This window comes from Rhizobium sp. ERR 942, assembly GCF_007828395.1.
Taxonomy (GTDB): domain Bacteria; phylum Pseudomonadota; class Alphaproteobacteria; order Rhizobiales; family Rhizobiaceae; genus Rhizobium; species Rhizobium dioscoreae.
In genome coordinates this window covers 378,787-395,753 of the sequence record NZ_VIUA01000005.1, presented here as the reverse complement: position 1 = coordinate 395,753, position 16,967 = coordinate 378,787, and the positions used below count along the sequence as shown (strand labels likewise).

Annotated in this window: 16 protein-coding genes; 9 read left to right on the top strand and 7 right to left on the bottom strand. The window is 60.4% G+C overall.

From position 1 onward, the window contains the following. Window positions 1-19: 19 nt before the first annotated feature. Window positions 20-1,303, bottom strand: coding sequence for an FAD-binding oxidoreductase (locus FBZ97_RS21920; protein WP_145321965.1), 1,284 nt, complete (start codon window positions 1,301-1,303; stop codon window positions 20-22). A gap of 207 nt (window positions 1,304-1,510) precedes the next feature. On the opposite strand from FBZ97_RS21920, the gene FBZ97_RS21915 reads away from it, so the two are divergent. Then, window positions 1,511-1,747 carry an Lrp/AsnC ligand binding domain-containing protein gene (locus FBZ97_RS21915; protein ID WP_015341532.1) on the top strand — a complete coding sequence of 79 codons (237 nt, stop codon included), beginning with the start codon at window positions 1,511-1,513 and terminating at the stop codon, window positions 1,745-1,747. A gap of 335 nt (window positions 1,748-2,082) precedes the next feature. Beyond that, a complete protein-coding gene (locus FBZ97_RS21910) occupies window positions 2,083-3,285 on the top strand; it encodes a glycosyltransferase family 4 protein (protein ID WP_145321963.1) in 1,203 nt (400 codons plus the stop codon). On the opposite strand, the gene FBZ97_RS21905 is transcribed toward FBZ97_RS21910, so the two are convergent. After that, the gene (locus tag FBZ97_RS21905; protein ID WP_145321961.1) at window positions 3,252-4,106 is read right to left on the bottom strand and encodes a glycosyltransferase family A protein; all 855 of its coding nucleotides are present in this window, start codon (window positions 4,104-4,106) and stop codon (window positions 3,252-3,254) included. The two genes, FBZ97_RS21910 and FBZ97_RS21905, sit on opposite strands and share 34 nt — an antisense overlap. Before the next feature lie 188 nt (window positions 4,107-4,294). Between FBZ97_RS21905 and FBZ97_RS21900 the strand changes: the two genes are divergently transcribed. The 4 genes from FBZ97_RS21900 to FBZ97_RS21885 all read left to right on the top strand — a co-directional run bounded on the left by FBZ97_RS21900 (window position 4,295) and on the right by FBZ97_RS21885 (window position 9,747). Further along, window positions 4,295-5,809, top strand: a complete 1,515-nt coding sequence (locus FBZ97_RS21900; RefSeq protein WP_113420400.1) for a polysaccharide biosynthesis C-terminal domain-containing protein — start codon at window positions 4,295-4,297, stop codon at window positions 5,807-5,809. Between the two features lie 10 nt (window positions 5,810-5,819). Then, a complete protein-coding gene (locus tag FBZ97_RS21895; protein WP_113420401.1) occupies window positions 5,820-7,610 on the top strand; it encodes an alpha/beta fold hydrolase in 1,791 nt (596 codons plus the stop codon). A 63-nt stretch (window positions 7,611-7,673) separates the two neighbouring features. Continuing rightward, entirely contained in the window at window positions 7,674-8,342 is a 669-nt protein-coding gene (locus FBZ97_RS21890; protein WP_095433066.1) for a response regulator, read from the top strand. Then, window positions 8,332-9,747, top strand: coding sequence for a sensor histidine kinase (locus FBZ97_RS21885; RefSeq protein WP_113420402.1), 1,416 nt, complete (start codon window positions 8,332-8,334; stop codon window positions 9,745-9,747). The genes FBZ97_RS21890 and FBZ97_RS21885 overlap by 11 nt, the downstream gene beginning before the upstream one ends. A gap of 358 nt (window positions 9,748-10,105) precedes the next feature. Here FBZ97_RS21885 and FBZ97_RS21880 read toward each other — a convergent pair whose 3' ends face one another. The 4 genes from FBZ97_RS21880 to FBZ97_RS21865 all read right to left on the bottom strand — a co-directional run bounded on the left by FBZ97_RS21880 (window position 10,106) and on the right by FBZ97_RS21865 (window position 14,153). Next, complete coding sequence (locus tag FBZ97_RS21880) at window positions 10,106-10,987, bottom strand: ABC transporter permease (RefSeq protein ID WP_113352962.1); 882 nt, start codon at window positions 10,985-10,987, stop codon at window positions 10,106-10,108. A 13-nt stretch (window positions 10,988-11,000) separates the two neighbouring features. After that, window positions 11,001-11,819 carry an ABC transporter ATP-binding protein gene (locus tag FBZ97_RS21875; protein WP_113249660.1) on the bottom strand — a complete coding sequence of 273 codons (819 nt, stop codon included), beginning with the start codon at window positions 11,817-11,819 and terminating at the stop codon, window positions 11,001-11,003. Between the two features lie 109 nt (window positions 11,820-11,928). Beyond that, on the bottom strand, window positions 11,929-12,942 hold the full coding sequence (locus FBZ97_RS21870; protein WP_069611619.1) for an ABC transporter substrate-binding protein: 1,014 nt from the start codon (window positions 12,940-12,942) through the stop codon (window positions 11,929-11,931). A gap of 197 nt (window positions 12,943-13,139) precedes the next feature. Next, window positions 13,140-14,153 carry an ABC transporter substrate-binding protein gene (locus FBZ97_RS21865; protein WP_113420404.1) on the bottom strand — a complete coding sequence of 338 codons (1,014 nt, stop codon included), beginning with the start codon at window positions 14,151-14,153 and terminating at the stop codon, window positions 13,140-13,142. A gap of 273 nt (window positions 14,154-14,426) precedes the next feature. Here FBZ97_RS21865 and FBZ97_RS21860 point away from each other — a divergent pair, with 273 nt between their 5' ends. The 3 genes from FBZ97_RS21860 (at window position 14,427) to FBZ97_RS21850 (ending at window position 16,054) form a co-directional block, all read left to right on the top strand. Beyond that, on the top strand, window positions 14,427-14,735 hold the full coding sequence (locus tag FBZ97_RS21860) for a hypothetical protein (protein ID WP_113331586.1): 309 nt from the start codon (window positions 14,427-14,429) through the stop codon (window positions 14,733-14,735). A 186-nt stretch (window positions 14,736-14,921) separates the two neighbouring features. Further along, window positions 14,922-15,380 carry a helix-turn-helix transcriptional regulator gene (locus FBZ97_RS21855; protein ID WP_113331585.1) on the top strand — a complete coding sequence of 153 codons (459 nt, stop codon included), beginning with the start codon at window positions 14,922-14,924 and terminating at the stop codon, window positions 15,378-15,380. Between the two features lie 434 nt (window positions 15,381-15,814). Further along, entirely contained in the window at window positions 15,815-16,054 is a 240-nt protein-coding gene (locus FBZ97_RS21850; protein ID WP_092719326.1) for a hypothetical protein, read from the top strand. Between the two features lie 205 nt (window positions 16,055-16,259). Here FBZ97_RS21850 and FBZ97_RS21845 read toward each other — a convergent pair whose 3' ends face one another. After that, the gene (locus FBZ97_RS21845) at window positions 16,260-16,937 is read right to left on the bottom strand and encodes a TetR/AcrR family transcriptional regulator (protein WP_233788632.1); all 678 of its coding nucleotides are present in this window, start codon (window positions 16,935-16,937) and stop codon (window positions 16,260-16,262) included. Window positions 16,938-16,967 lie beyond the last annotated feature (30 nt).

The following is a 16,967-nucleotide window of genomic DNA, read 5'->3' as shown; positions in this document are numbered from 1 at the left end:
TAATGCCTGTTGGATTATTTTACACCCGGGCACCGACGAAATGCGCGGCCTGGGCACCGGCCTCGTACCACATTTCCTTTGCCGCCCTGAAGCTCGGCTCGACGATATCGGTTACCGGCAGCGGCAGATCGGCCTCGGAAATCTGCCCCAGGATATGGCTGGCAAGCACCTTGCCGAACACTGTGCCGGGCGCAATCCCGCGGCCGTTATAGCCTGAGAAACCGACGACATTCCGGTCCAGCTTGTGGAAGCGCGGCAGCGCATTGTCGGTCATGCCGATCTTGCCATACCATTCGCATTCGAAGGGAATGTCGCCAAGCTGCGGAAAGAGTTTCCTGATCGAGCGCCGAGCCCAATTCTTGTGGATGGCAAGGCCGGTGTTGCGCAGCGCGCCAACGCTGCCGAATACGAGCCGGCCGGCCTGATCCATACGGAAGGACGAGAGCACTTCCTTGGTATCCCAGGCGCCTTCACGCCCCGGCAGCACGGATTTGCGCAAGTTGTCGCCGAGCGGGACGGTAGCGAAATTGAAATAGGGCAGATGCACCTGTTCGTTCCGAACCTTTTCCCACGGACCGGTGCTGTAGGCGTCCGTAGCCACCACGATCCAGTCGGCGCTCACCTTGCCGCGCTCGGTCGAAACCACCCATTTCGCACCGCTTCTTTCCGTCGATGTCACCCGGCTGCCGGTGTGAATGGCAACGCCGGCTTTGACGACGGCATGGGCAAGGCCGCGCGCATAGGCAAGCGGCTGCAGCGTGCCGGCGCGCATGTCGAGCAACGCCCCGGTGTAGGCCGAGCTGCCGACCCGGCGCTCCGTCTCCCGCGCATCCAATACCGTGACCGGCGCACCGCGCTTTTCCCATTGCCGGGCCCGCTCTTCGATTTCCTTCAGCCCCTCCGGCCCGACAGCGCAATGCAGTGTGCCGTTGCGTTCGAGTTCGCAGGCGATGCCATGCTTGTCGATCAGCTCCATAACCAGCTTCGGCCCGTTGCCGAGCAGATCGAGCAGTCGCTCGCCGTGGACGGCACCGAGTTCGCCGGGCAAATCGTCCGGCATCACCCACATGCCGGCATTGATGAGGCCAACATTGCGGCCCGCGCCGCCAAAGCCGATTTCATTGGCTTCCAGCAGCACGACGCTGGTACCAGCTTCCGCCAGATGCAACGCCGTCGAAAGACCGGTATAGCCGCCCCCGACCACCACGACATCGGCATTGATATCACCGAAAAGCGGCTTGGTTGCCGGCGGTGGGGGAGCGGTCTTTTCCCAAAGACCGTGGGAGCGCGGGTCATTCAGCATGAAATCGGTCCAATCGACAGAGATAATCGCGCCAATCTAGCGCCATGCTCGAAATTGCGGAAGCGGCAAGAGCGACATCCGATGGACATGGCATGATGCCAAAAAATCATCGGCTCTGGAGAAAAACTTGCATGGCGAAGGCGCTTTCGACCATGATAGAGAAAAGCCGGCCGCTATGGCGGCGGCAGACAGAAGCAGGACATTCTCATGAAGCCCATTTTCGTTCAGCTCCAATGCGCCCCCGGCAAGACCTATGAGGTCGCCGATGCGATCTACCAGACGGAGCTTGTTTCGGAACTGTATTCCACCAGCGGCGACTACGACCTGCTGATGAAGGTCTACATCGCCGAAGAGCAGGATATCGGCAAGTTCATCAACGACCACATCGCCAATATCCCGGGCATCGTCCGCTCGCTGACGACGCTGACCTTCCGAGCGTTTTGAGAGGCTTGGACTCGGGTCGCAATTGAAGTCACATTCGCGGGATTGCCCCTCACCTAGCCCTGCCGCAAGCGGGGAGAGGGCGGGAGTGAGGGGCAGGTCACAGGAGCAACCGACAATCATGGTGTCGCGCCACCGCACATCCACCAGACAAGCTCCTCCCACTCCGCAAATCGGCCCGACATTAACCCTCTTGTCCGAAACCGCTCGGCTTTCTGCGCAGAATTAAACCCTTTTTAACCGACCCGATGATCTGCTTTGCCAACTGATCAACGGGCGGCGCGCTGCAGCGCCGGATTGCCGGTGCATGGCGCGGCATTGGGGTCGAGGGTGGATCGATGACATCGGCTGTTGCGGATATTCAGGCGAACAAGCAGGCCGGGCCGCTGATCGTGCATGTCGTGCGTCAGTTCCTGCCGAACAAGGGCGGCCTTGAAGATGTCGTTGCCAATCTGTGCCGCCAGCTGGTTTCTCGCGGCTATCGCGTACGCGTCGTTACCTGCAACAGCCTGTTTTCCGATCCCGACCGCCAACTGCCTGAAGGCGAAACGATCGACGGCATCGAAATCGTCCGCATTCCCTGGTCCGGCTCCAGCCGATATCCGCTGGCGCCCAAGGTTTTCCGCCATCTGGCCGATGCCGACCTCGTTCATGTCCACGCCGTCGATTTCTTCTTCGATGCGCTGGCCTGGGGCAAGCTGATGCACGGACGGCCCATGGTCGCCACCACCCATGGCGGCTTCTTCCACACGCAGAAATATGCGGCCATCAAGAAGGTCTGGTTCAACACGGCAACGCGGCTTTCCGCGCTCGGTTATGCCTCTCTCATCTGCTGCAGCCAGTCCGACGCGCGGCTCTTTGCGCAGATTGCCGAAAGCCGCGTGCACCTGATCGAAAACGGCGCCGATGTCGGCAAGTTTTCCAATTGCGCCGCTTTGGAAGCACGTCGCCGCATCGTCACGATAGGCCGTTTCTCGATCAACAAGCGACTCGATCATCTGCTTGACGTCATGAAGGTGCTGGCAGGCCGCCATGAGGACTGGCATCTCGACATTATCGGCGCCGAATCGGATCTCGACCGGGCAATGCTGGAAAAGGAAATTGCCGTTCGCAATCTGGAGCGCAATGTCGCGCTGCATGTCTCGATCGACGAAGGCTCGATCCGCAACATCATCGCCCGCGCATCGCTCTTCGCCTCGGCCTCCGAGTACGAAGGCTTCGGTCTCGTGGCGATCGAAGCGATGAGCGCCGGCCTGCTGCCGGTGCTGAACGCCAACGAGGCCTATAAGGCGATGGCCGAAACCCACCCGGCCCTCATGCTCTCGGATTTCTCCAATCCGGAAGCTGCCGCCGATGCGCTGACCGCCGCCTTTGAGCGCCTACAGGGCGACGACCTGAGCCTGCGACAGGAGCTGTTGCGCGATGCCCGTGCCTATGCCTGGGACGAGGTCGCCCAGCGCTATATGGATATCTATGCGGAAACCCTGACGCCGAAAGGCAAGTCGCCTCAGTTCCTGCGCCAGCGCGGCCAGGCGGCGTAACCTTCCAGAATCCCCACCAGCCAGGCGCGCTTGTAGCGGGCCGCATCAAGGTTGAATCGCGCCAGCGCCGCCAGCCAGCCGGCGACCGGGCGAAACAGGCGATAGCTGACATAATACAAGGGAAAGGCCTGCTTGCGCATCAGCGCGCCGAAGCCGCGCCCATATTTGCGCGCACGCTCCACCTGCCGCGGCCCGTATTCGCTCGTGACCTGATCGTGATGGACGATGAGCTCGGGAAAGAACATCGCTTGTCTGCCGGCGCCAAGCGCGCGAAGCAGGAAATCCGCCTCTTCGCCGCTTTGGAACGGCGATTCCGAGCCGACGCCGAGATCCTCGTCGAAACCACCGATATCGACCAGGGCCGCACGGCGCACGAAGATGCCATTGGAATTGCCGCACCTCAGATAGTTCCACCGGGTCAGGGCAAGCTGCGTCTCACCCGTCGGGCTGACGGAGGCAAGACCTTGGGCATCAAGCGTTCGGCCGGTGACGATCGCGAGGTCGGGGTGCTCGGCAAACAAAGTCGCGGCCGTCGAAAGCGTATCGGCCTCGTACCAGCAGTCATCGTCGGGAAAACAGACGTAATCGCCCTCCGCAACCGCCATGCCTTTGTTGCGCGCCCGCGAAAGTCCCTTCGGCGAACGGACGTGACGAATGAGGAAGGAGGGGAAAAAGCGGTCGATAAGCTCGCGCAGCCGGTCGTCGAGGTTCTGATCGACGACGATGACCTCGAAATCCTTATGACTCTGCCCCACCAGCGAACGGAATAGCCGCTCCAGCTGATCGAAACGATCGATCGTGCAGACGATAAGGCTGAACAATGAAACCCTCCGCACAAGCCCTCGAGCGGCCAATATCAGAGAGAAAGAATATTAGCCGAAGTAAAAAATGAACTTAGCGCAGCATTAAACCCTAAATATTAAGGCATATGAAATAGAGCTGACGCTATCCCCACGAAAAGCCGGACATGTGCGGTAGGTTCCGGCAGTTTGAGGAGCGGTCTATCTTCATGACGAAGAGCATAATGGCAAATTCGGTTTTGAACGCGGCGGCGGGATTGACCCTGCTTGCGACCGGCTTTGCATGTTCGATCATAGCGGCGCGCCTGCTGGGCCCCGAGGCCAACGGCATCATCGCCTTTTCTCTGTGGCTGACGACGACGGGAGCACTGATCGCCGAGCTCGGCGCCGGCGTTACCCTGCTGCGCATTCTGCCCCAGCTGAAGGGGAACGGCTATTCTACCGAAGAACGGCTTGGTTTTGCCGCGTATCTTCTGCAGCCGACGATTCTCGCAACCGTGATCCTGCTTGCAGGCTACGCCGCCTATTATTGGGATACGGAGCGGCTGCATTGGGCGGGCGATGCATCCGAAGTCATTGTGATCACGGGCGTATTCTTCGTTCTTCAGTCTCTCGGCGCCTACAGCAAGAACTATCTGATCGGCGAGCAGCAAGTCGGCGCGTTCCTGCGCATCACCATAATAAGTTCGGCGCTGCAGCTCGTTACCGTCCTTGCGGGAGCGATCTTCTTCGGCGTCAGCGGCGCGCTCGCCGGCTATGCGATTGGGCAGCTGCCGATGTTCATCGCGACGCTCAGGATTGCGATCGCGCGCAAGAACAGCTGCGGCGTCGGCCTTTCCGCTCTCATCGGCTCGTCGCTCATCCTCTCGATCGAACTCATCAACAGCTCGATTTTTCTCAATCGTATCGAACTCGTCTTCCTGCAGCGCTACTGGGGCATCGAAGCGGTCGGCTTTTATGCCGTCGGCCTGTCGCTCGCCAATCTCGCACTGCAGCTGCCCGTACAATTAAGCGGCAGCCTTCTGCCCTATTATTCCGAACAGATGCATGCCCGGGCATCGGACAAGCTGCCGGTCGAGGTCTTTGCCGGCGTGGCGCGCAGCATAGCCTATATCACCCTGCCGATGAGCTTCGGACTTGCCGCCATTTCGCCGGAGCTTGTCGTGACGATCTTCGGCCCGGCCTTTGCGCCGAGCGGCGGCATGGTGGCGCTGCTGTCCCTGACCGCGGTGCCCTATGTCTTCATGCAGATTTGCACGCAATATCTTTATTCGCTGGATCGCGTGCGCGAACGCACCGTCCTCGGCGTCATCGCCAGCGTCATCATGGTCATCGGCTGCGTCATCGCCGTACCCTTTTTCGGAGGCGAGGGTGCGGCGCTGGTTCGTCTGCTCGCCTTTGTCGCCCTGTGCCTGATGACGGTACGCCGCATGGAATTCGAAGGATCGACGCGCGGTATGCTCATCAACCTTGCAAAAGTTACGGTTGCTGCCATTCTATGCGCGGTTGCAGCCTATGGTTTCGTTCAGGCGCTGACCGGTGTCGCAGGTCTCGTGGGCGCCATCATCGCCGGCGCTCTGGCCTATGGCATTGCGCTCAGAATGCTGAAAGCCGTTCCAGCCGAAGATATCGAGGTCATGCAGAAGATCGCGACGCGGTTGCCTGCACGTATCAATCCGATTGCCACTCAGGCTCTGGCCCTATTGGCCCCACGCCGAATGTGAGGAGACTAGCATGGCTGGTTGGGGAGCCGCCGAGGAAGAAGACAAAGGAAGGCAGTCGAGATCGGCAGCGGCCCCGGTAACGTTCGCCGGAACGGTCGGCCTGTTCACATCGGCCATGGCACCTTCGCGCAACACCGCCGCCCTGTTTCTCAGCCCCTGGGGCTTCGAGGAAATGTGCGTGCGCAAGTTCTGGCGGATTCTGGCCGAGGATCTTGCCGAGATCGGCGTCGCCAGTCTGCGCTTCGATTATGCCGGCACCGGCGATGCGCTCGATATCGTCGATGCGGGCGAAGGTCTGTCGCCGTGGCATGAAACCGCGCTGGCCGCCGCTACACAGTTGAAAGCGCTTTCCGGCTGTGAGCGGCTGATGCTCGTCAGCCAGGGTCTCGGCGGGACCATCGCCACTGCTCTCGCCGAGCGGCTTGCCGGCATCGACGGCATAGCCTTTCTCGCGCCCGTCATCTCTGGCCGCGCCTATCTGCGCGAACTGACCGTCTGGTCGAAGATGATCGATGAAAGCATGGGGCTTTCCGAAGCGCAGCGTCAGACCGAGGGCGTCACCGTCGCCAGCCTGCGCATGCCCGATAGCGCCGCCGATGCGGTCAGGAAGCTGAACCTCATGACGCTTGATCGACTGGCCACGCCGAATTGCTTGATACTGACACGCCCGGGCCGCCCGGGAGACGACGATTTCGCGCGTCATCTCGAAACGCTCGGCCCCCGGGTCACGCAGGCCTCCTTTGATGGTTACGACGATCTCGTCTCGAACCCGACCATCGCCACCATGCCGACGGCGGCCCGCCGGAAAATAGCCGAATGGGTGCGGTCGATCGCGGGCAACACCACTGAAATCGCATCGCCCGATCTTACGCCGCCGGTCGCGGAACCTCTCATCGGCGAAGGCTTTAGCGAGACGCCGCTGCGTTTCGGCGCGGACAATCGACTGTTCGGCATTCTCTGCGAGCCGCAGGGTGCCCGAACGGGCGCGACCGCCCTGCTCCTGACGACAGCCTATGACCGACATGCGGGCTGGGGCCGGATGTCGGTCACCATGGCACGTGCGCTTGCCCAGGACGGCATTGCCTCGCTGCGTTTCGATACGGCCAATGTCGGCGACAGCCCGCCGCTTTCCGGGGCACCCGAGCAGGTGCTCTATTCCCGCGACCAGCATCTCGATGTTATTGAGGCATTGGACTTTCTGGAGAAGCGGGGCTTGCTGCCAGCCTATGTGGTAGGACGCTGCAGCGGCGGCTATCTCGCCTTTCAGGCAGCGTTACGCGATGTGCGCTGCCGCGGCCTCATCACGGTCAATCCCTACAGCTTCCATTGGGACGAGAGTCGATCGGTCGATGAAGCGCTGCGCTTCGCTCCCCGATCGCTCGAAACCTACGGGCGCAAACTCCTGCAGATGGAAACGCTGAAGCGGCTCTTCGGCGGCCAGATCGATGCAAGGAGCGCCATATGCAACATGGCGACCGGGCTCGGACGGCGGGCGATACGGACGGCTCGCCACCTGCTCGGTACGTTCCCCATCTTTGCTGCGGCTCAAGGACCTGTGCTGGGTGGTTTCCGAACGCTTACCAAACGCGGCGTCGACATGTCCCTGATCTACAGCGCCCATGATATCGGCCTCGATCACCTGCATGACGAGTTCGGCGAAAACGGCGCGGGCCTGAGGCATTTTCCGGATATACGCCTCACCATCATTCCCGAAGCCGACCACAATCTGACCCCGCCCTATGCGCGCAAGGTCTATCTGAGGGAGGTCCGTGAGATGGGCCTAAGGCTCGCCAACCGATGATCCACTGACTGGAAAACCGCCGGAATTGTTCGCCATATCCGACACTTGCTGTATAGTCGCTTCATGAGGCTCCTGATCGTCGAAGACAACCGCGAACTGGCGTCCTGGCTCGGCAAGGCGCTGCGTCAGGCGCAGTATGTCGTCGACATCGCTTATGATGGCGAGGATGCCGAGCACATGCTGAAAGTGGCGGCCTACGCCATTGTCATCCTCGATCTGTCGCTACCGAAAATGGACGGGCTGACGCTGCTCAAGCGGCTGCGCCAGAGCGGCAACAAGGTGCCGGTCATCATCCTGACGGCCAATGCCAGTCTCGACGGCCGGGTCGCCGGCCTCGACAGCGGCGCCGACGACTATCTCGCCAAGCCTTTCGAGATTGCCGAGCTGGAAGCCCGCATACGCGCGGCCGTCCGCCGCGGCCACGATCGCGCCGCGCCGGAGATCGCCGTCGGCGACTTGGTGTTCGATGGCGGCACGCGGCAATTCTATCTGGCCGGCGAATCGCTGGCGCTGACGCCGCGCGAACATGCAGTGCTCGAACATCTCGTCATGAAAGCCGGCACGACCGTCACCAAGGCGACGCTCTCGGAAAGCGTCTTCGGCTTCGACGATCTCGCCGATACCAGCGCCATCGAGATCTATGTGCATCGCGTCCGAAAGAAGCTCGAAGGCAGCTCCGTGCAGATCGCGACACTGCGCGGCTTGGGTTACCTCCTTCGCCATGCGCAATGATGAAGCCCCCGCGTCGAAGAGAATCGTCGGCCGCAGCCTTCGCGCGCTGACGACGAGCCTGCGCGCGCAGCTGTTTGCCTGGGTCGTATTGACCCTGATCGGCGCGATCTGCATCAACCTTTATCTAAGCTTCCGTTCGGCCGATGCGACGGCCGATCTTGTCACCGACCGCACGCTGCTCGCCTCGGCCCGCGTCATCGCGGAAGCGACGCATGTCGACGGCAGCGGCACCGTGCAGATCGATATTCCCCCGGCAGCGCTGGAAATGTTCGACACCGGCTATGGCGACCGCGTCTTCTATCAGGTGGTCACGGCGTGGGGGAACCTCATCGCCGGTTTTCCCGATCTGCCACGGCCGAAACGGGATTTTAGCGGCGAGGACATGACATTTCGGACCGATGGCGTCCGCGTACTCATGCTGAGCCACCCGGTTGTTGGCCTTGATCAGGACAGCACGATTTCCGTCACCGTTGCCGTTACCCATAACAGCCAGTATGCCATGCGCCGCAGGCTGTGGCTGTCGGATTTCACCAAACAGCTCGCGCTTGTCCTGCTTGCCGGGCTGGTGACCATCATCGGCTTGCAGCGCGGGCTTGCTCCCGTGCTTCGGCTGCGTGATGCCGTGCGCGAACGCGGACGGCAGCGCCTCGATCCGCTGGACCCTCACATGGTGCAGAATGAGCTTCGGCCGCTCGTCCACGCCCTCAACGACCACATGGAGCGGGTGCAGAACCAGATGGCGGCGCAGCGTCGCTTCGTCTCGAATGCCGCTCACCAGCTGCGGACACCGCTCGCCCTGATCTCGACGCAGGCAAGCTTTGCTGCCCGTGAAACCGACAATGTCAGGCGCGACGAGGCGCTGACGGCATTGCGGTCCAGCACCCGGCAGGTGACGCGGCTTGCCAGCCAGCTCCTGACGCTTTCACGCGCTGAGCCCGGCAGCCGCCGGCCACGAAGCGATACGATCGATCTGGCGGAAACGGCCCGGCGCGTGCTGGAAACGCTCGCCGAGGAAGCCCTGCGGCGCAATATCGACCTTGGGCTCGAGGCGGATGAAACGGCGGTCCATATCGAAGGCGACGGCACCATGCTGCGCGAAATGCTGGTCAATCTCGTCGACAATGCGCTGCGCTACACGCAGCCGGGCGGCCGCGTGACGGTCGGCGTCAGTCGGGAAGGCGATACGGCTCTGCTATGGGTCGAAGACAACGGGCCGGGCATCCCGGAAGCCGAACGCACGCAGGTTTTCGAACGCTTCTATCGCATCATGGGTACCGAACCGGAGGGCAGCGGCCTCGGCCTCGCCATCGTCCGCGAAGTCGTCGATGGCGCGGGCGGCGCGGTCAGGCTAGATGACGCACCCGGCGGCGGGCTGCTGGTCAGCGTGCGGCTGCCGGCTGTTTGAAAGTGCGGGCGGCGCTGACGGCGGGATAGTCCCCTCTCCCCGCAAGCGGCAGGGGTATTGCATATGAGCGGAGATCGCCGCCGTCCTTCTTCTCCCCATCGGGGAGAAAGTGCCGCCAGGCGGATGAGGGGGTGCCTGCCAAGACCACCAAAATCCATGAATTCAAATCGATAACCCCCTCATCCGACCCTTCGGGCCACCTTCTCCCCAAGGGGAGAAGGAGCTTATGGTGCTCGCCCGCCTCCATATGCGATAGCCCTGCCGCGAGCGGGGAGAGAGAGTTCCTACATCGGCACAACAAAAAAGGCCGGGCGAAACGCCCGGCCCCTGGCCTTGGGAGGTGCCAGAAAAGCAACACTTAATGCGTGTCGAGGCTCTGCTGCGGACGCCAGCGGGTGATGCGGTTTTCGATGAGCGTCATCACATATTCGGCGCCGAGCGTGACGATCATCACCAGGATGATCGCGGCATAGAGGCCGGCTGCGTCATAGGTGCCCTTGGCAATCGAGATCAGGTAGCCGATGCCGGCCAGCGATCCGACGAACTCACCGACGATTGCGCCGATGATGGCAAAGGAGAAGGAGATGTGCAGGCTTGCAAAAATCCAGCTCATCGCCGACGGCAAAATCACCTTGCGGGTGACCTGCCAGTTGGAAGCACCGAGAATGCGGGCATTAGCAATCATGTTGCGGTCGGCTTCGCGAACGCCCTGAAAGGCATTGGCGAACACGACGAAGAACACCATGATGAAGGCCAGCGCCACCTTCGACGCCAGGCCGAGACCCATGATCATCACGAAGATCGGCGCGAGAACGACGCGCGGGATCGAGTTGATCGCCTTGATGTAGATCGAGAGGATATCGGAAGCGAGCTTGTTGCGGCCAAGGGCGACGCCGACAAGGACGCCGGTCACAGAGCCGATGATAAAGCCGATCAGCGCTTCTTCCATGGTGACACCGAGGTGATACCAGAGCGAGCCGCTCTCGGTGCCGTCGACGATCCACTCCCAGAGGCGCAGCGCGATGCCATAGGGGCTAGAATAGAAGAACGGATCGATCCAGTGCAGGTCGGAGGCGAGCTGCCAGAGGCCGAGGATGGCAAGCAAAATGCCGATCTGCCATGCCTTGACGACATACTTGCGACGAGCGAGCGCCTTCAGTGCTGCGGCTTCGATTTCCGCGTCCGAGGTGCCGGCGCGGAAGATCGGGGCATTGCCTGCTTCGAGAGCTGTGTTTGCCATGATCAATCCTCCCTTATGCCGCTTCCGCGGCACGGCGATAGCTGGTTTCGACTTCTTCGCGCAGGTCGTCCCAGATCGTCTTGCAATAATCGATGAAGTTCTGCTCGTAACGGATTTCCGAGACGACGCGCGGGCGCGGCAGGTCGATCGTGTAGACCGATTTCACCGTCGCCGGCCCGGCCGTCAGGACATAGACCTTGTCGGCGAGCGCGACAGCCTCTTCGAGATCGTGTGTCACGAAGACGACCGAGGCCTGGCGCTCGGCCCAGAGCTTCAGCAGCTCCTCATGCATGACCGTGCGCGTCTGTACGTCAAGCGCCGAGAAAGGCTCGTCCATCAGCAGGATTTCCGGCTCATTGATGAAGGTCTGCGCCAGCGAGACGCGCTTGCGCATGCCGCCCGACAGCTGATGCGGATAGTGGTGCAGGAACTTTGAAAGGCCGACGCGGGCGAGCCAGTCCTTGGCCATCTTCTCAGCCTCGGCCTTCGACTTGCCGCGGAACAGCGGGCCGGCCATGACGTTTTCGATGACATTCTGCCAGGGAAAGAGCGCATCCGTCTGGAAGGCGAAACCGACGCGCCGGTCGATGCCGTCGACCGGGCCGCCCATCAGGCGGACTTCGCCCGCGCTCGGCTTGGCAAGGCCAGTGACGAGATTGAGCGTCGTCGACTTGCCGCAGCCCGTCGGCCCGACAACCGCGACGAATTCACCGCGCTCGACGGTCATATTGAAATCGCGCAGTGCGGTCAGCGACTTGCCGGTCGGCGATACGAAACGGCGGCTGACATTGATGAGTTCGATCGCCGGGGTACGGCGTTCATCCTGTTGCATGGTGCTGATCCTGACGCGTGCCTTTAGGGCGTGCACGCAAAGCCCAGTGAACTGCGAAGTCTCTTAGACCGCCGCTTCCGGAAACTGCCGGAAGCGGCGTCATGACTGCTTACTTGACGTTCTTCACGAACTCCGTCGTGTAGGTCTTCGACAGGTCGATCGTCTTGCCCTTGACGTTCTTGGAGAACTGCGAGAGCACGGCGAGAACCGTCTTCGGACCATCTTCCGGCATCACGCCGTCGGCCGTGAACATTTCCTTGCCGGCGTCGAGAGCCTTGATGTAGCCTTCCTTGTCGCCGACGTAGAAGTCCTTCGGCATCTTCTCGGCAATTTCAGCGGCGGAATGCGTATGGATGAAGCGCAGCGTCTTGACGAAGGCGTTCGCAAGCTTCTGCACTTCTTCCTTATGGGCGTCGACCCATGCGGCATCCATATAGAGCGAAGCAGCCGGATAGGTACCGCCGAGCGCTTCCTCGGTACCCTTCAGCGTGCGCAGATCAACGAGGATCTTGGCTTCGCCGGTCTTCAGCAGGCGCGAGATCGTCGGCTCGGTGGTCATGCCCACCTGGATGGCATCCTGCTGCATGGCGGCGATGAAGGTCTGGCCGGCACCGACCGGAACCGGCGTGATGTCAGCCGGGGAGAGGCCCGCCTTCGACGCCATATAGAGCGTCAGGAAGTTGGTGGACGAGCCGAGGCCGGTGACGCCAGCACGCTTGCCCTTCAGGTCGGCGAAGGACTTGATATCCGGATATTTGGCCGAAACCAGCTCGACTTCGCCCGGTGCCTGGCTGAACTGCACGACGGACTTGATGAACTTGCCCTTGGCCTGTAGGTCGACACAGTGATCGTAGAAGCCGACGACGCCCTGAACGGCACCTGCCAGCAGCTGGTTTTCGGCGTCGACGCCGGCGGATTCGTTGAGAAGCTCGACCTCGAGGCCTTCATCCTTGAAGTAGCCGAGGGATTCGGCGAGCTTGGCCGGCAGATAGATCTGCTTTTCGTAGCCGCCCACCATGATGGAAATCTTGTCGGCAGCATTGGCGGCCGTGGCTGCAAGCGAAGCAGCAGTCATGACGAGGGAAAGGGCTACGGTATGAAAAAAGGTGCGCGATGGACGCATCAATGTCTCCTCCTGTTTTATTCTTGCGCCACACGACGCTCTGGAAAGGCGCTTCCTCCACGAAGCTCAGCGAGACTAGCGCGGGCAACCTTTCAGTCAGCTTTCAGTGCGCAACCCTGCGAGGGAACATTGTGATTTTATGAACGCGGATGCCGGCGGCTGGACTATACCGCCGGCGCCGGAAACGCTATCGCGCGCTATTTAGCGTTCTTGACGAACTCGGTCGTATAGGTCTTCGACAGATCGATCGACTTGCCCTGCACATTCTTCGAGAATTCGGAAAGTACAGCAAGAACGGTTTTCGGGCCATCTTCGGGCATCACACCATCGGCGGTGAACATGGCCTTGCCGTTTTCGAGCGCCTTCACATAGCCGTCCTTATCGCCGACATAGAAATCTTTCGGCATCTTGTCGGCGATCTCAGCGGCCGAATGGGTGTTGATGAAATGCAGCGTCTTGACGAAAGCGTTCGCAAGCTTCTGCACCTCCGCCTTGTGATCCTTGACCCACGACTCCTGCATATAGAGGGACGCGGCAGGATAGGTCCCACCCAGAGCGGCTCTTGTTCCGTCCATCGTGCGCATATCGATCAAAACCTTGGCCTCGCCGGTCTTCAAGAGACGCGAGACCGTCGGCTCGGTCGTCATGCCGGCCTGAATGGCATCCTGCTGCATGGCAGCGATGAAGGTCTGACCGGCACCGACCGGAACGGAGGTGAATTCGCCCAGCTTCAGGCCGGCCTTGATGGCCAGATACTGCGTCAGGAAATTGGTCGACGAACCGAGGCCGGTGACGCCCAGACTCTTGCCCTTGAAATCGGCGGCAGATTTGATTTCCGGATGCTTGGCCGACACCAGCTCGACTTCGCCCGGTGCCTGGCTGAACTGCACGACGGATTCGACGAATTTGCCCTTGCCCTGAAGGTCGATGCAATGATCGTAGAAGCCGACGACGCCCTGAACGGCGCCTGCCAGCATTTCGTTTTCCGCATCGACGCCTGCAGGCTCATTGAGAAGTTCGACGGTCAGCCCCTGTTCCTTGAAATAGCCAAGCCCTTCGGCAAGCTTGGCCGGCAGATAGATCTGCTTCTCATAGCCGCCCACCATGATGGAAATCTTGTCAGCGGCATTGGCCACAGTGGCAGCAAATCCGGCTGCAGCTATCGCAAGGGAAAAAATCGCGGAATATCTGAGAATGCTGGATGCACGCATGAAGTCCTCCTCTCCATTTGTGTACCGGCGCCGATTGATAACGGCACGGCACGCGCTTCCTCCTGAAGCGGAAAAGACATGCACGCCCAACCTTTCATTGAGCTGAAAGCAACTCGTCGCCCCATTTGGCAATTTACTTCAGGACGGCTGCGACTGCCGGCACCCGAACAATGTAAAAGCAGACAGCCGCACAACGGGAAGCGTCATTGCATCTTGGCATTTCTCGTATCGCGACTATTTTAGATTCAGCGCTTTCGCTGAGAGGAACCATCGATGAGGATCATTGCCGCAGCCCTTATTCTGACGGTGATGGCGATAGCCGGGCCGGCATCGGCAATTTCCCGCTATGAGTCGCTCGGCAAGACTTGCGCATCGGTGCAGCAACTGATTGCCGCCGAACGCGCGGTGATATTGCGCTATCCATCGTCCCGTGGCGGCCCCGTTCTCTACGACCGCTATGTGGCTGGCCGCGGGCAATGCGACATCTCCGACTATGCCAGCCGCAGCTACGTCCCGACGAAAGATAACCCGGCCTGTCCTGTCTATAATTGCAAGCCGTCCTCGGTCTTCAATCCGCATTGACGCGAATCAGCTTTTCTGCGGTTTATGCGTGTACGGAGTCACAAAACGTAATATAAAAAGACTTTTAGTTGAGCTCCACCCACATTTAACGCACATTTCGCGGGCAGATAGAGCACGCGCCCTTTGTCGTTAAGGGCCAAAGTATGGTGTAATCCGCCAGCCCTATTTGAATAAGGAGATTGCGCAGTGAGTGCAAAAGTACCGAACCCGATCGACGCCTATGTAGGCTCTCGCGTCCGCACGCGCCGTCTCATGCTTGGCATGAGCCAGGAGCGGCTTGCCGAACAGATCGGCGTGACGTTTCAGCAGGTGCAAAAATACGAAAAAGGCACCAATCGCATCGGTGCCAGCCGACTGCAAGCCATTGCCGGCGTGCTCGCCGTACCGGTTGCCTTCTTCTTCCAGCAAGACAATTCGCAGCCGCTGAACACCGACGGCCTCGGCGCAATCAACGGGCTGGAGGATCTGTCGGATTTCCTGACGTCCAAAGAAGGCTTGAGCCTCAACAAGGCGTTCATGAAAATCAACGATCCAAGCATTCGCCAGTCCGTGCTGACATTGATCAAATCGCTGGCAAGTACTTCCGATGCGCTGCCGGACCACCTTCCGCGCGCAACGAACGCATCGGTCGGCCTGCGCAACTAAAGCATTTGCGCAAAAGTGCGCAGCGCTTTTGCGAGGACGACATGCGCGAGATCAAGGCCCTAAAGCGCAAGGAGCGAATCCGAAGGATCGCGACTCTCTTTGGTTCCTGAACTCTCCCCGAAAATTCCAGTCCGTCTAGCCTGGCATCGGCGCGAAGCGGGCCGCCAAGATTGACATCCAGGCGGCACCAAAATCACGCTGATGGTGGAAGCATAGGCGGATTTTGCGCGCACATGGTCGACGCGAAGCGCCCTCCTACTCCTTGCATGCCGTATTTCACGCCTTGAAATTGCAAAAGCAAAATTTTGCAGCAATCACGCATCGTGTCACGCTGCATGTCACGCGCCAAGCTGCAAAACATCCGTTACGGTTTGCTCATGTTTCCGGCCAGACACGATTCGTCTGCCGGGAACGGGGGCAATAGAGGGTACGAAATGACAGCAGCACTTCCGATCGACGCAGCATACCAGGATCCGGACTCGCTCAAGGAACTGGCCTCAATCGCTCGGCTCATCACTTATGCACGGCAGAGCGCCAAAAACCTGAATGCGGAATTCCCGGTCTGGTGCCTGGACTTGGCGCTCGGCGCCGTGCTGCAGGAAATGTATGAAAATGGCTTGCCCAATCCCTTGTTTGAAGAGGGAACGGACACGGCAAACGTGGTGGCACACTGAATTAAAGTAATCCCGGCCTTTGCCGGATACGGAATGATGCCGGTATGGCTCAGCAGGCCATGTCGGCATTTTTCTTCGTGAACCAAGATCGTCGGGGACAGCCGACCAAAAGCATGTCGCGCAGAAGCCTGCAGCGGCTTTGCGACAATGACCTCCATAAAATCAAAACCCCACGAAAGAAGCGAATTCAAAAGATCGCGGCGCTTCAGCAGCCACCTTTGCGCGGCTGGACGCCAGCGGTAAAAATCCCGATGCAATGGCGCAAATGGCGCAACCGCGTTTCGCGGTCCGGCCAATCTTTCGGACGACCCGGCCTCGAAATCATTGCATCGAAGATCATGCTCATAAGCATGCGCGCTCCGCTTGCCGCATCGGCAATTTCGATCAAGCCGCGCCGCTGCTGCTCGATAAGCCAATCCGCCAGCAACTGCTGTGATTGTCTGGCGCCATAAGTATGTAGCAGCCTGGCGATTTCCGGAGATTGCTGCGACTCACTGATGGCAAGTTGAATGAAGGCGTCCCGTTCGCGCTCCTGATCTTCATCGATGTCGATCATGAATATCAGTTCGAGCGCCTTGTCGAACGGCAAATTCTCGTCTGCAGGCCGCGGCAGGGCCAGCATCGATGCGCGATGCTCGGCGATGATGGCCGCGAAGAGATCGGTCTTGCTCGGAAACAACCTGTAGAGGGTCTGCTTCGAAATCCGGCACCGGGCAGCAACCAGATCCATAGTTGTGCCGCCGTAACCCAGCTCATAGAAGGTTGCGCGCGCCTCCGCGACGATCTCCGCGCGGCGCGCATCGTCGTTCACGGTTTTCGGGCGACCGCGCGGGCGGCGCTTGGCAACCTGGTCGGCCTTGGCTGCTCGTTCCTTTGTCAGCACACCGTCTTGACCCCAACAGTCGAATACGAT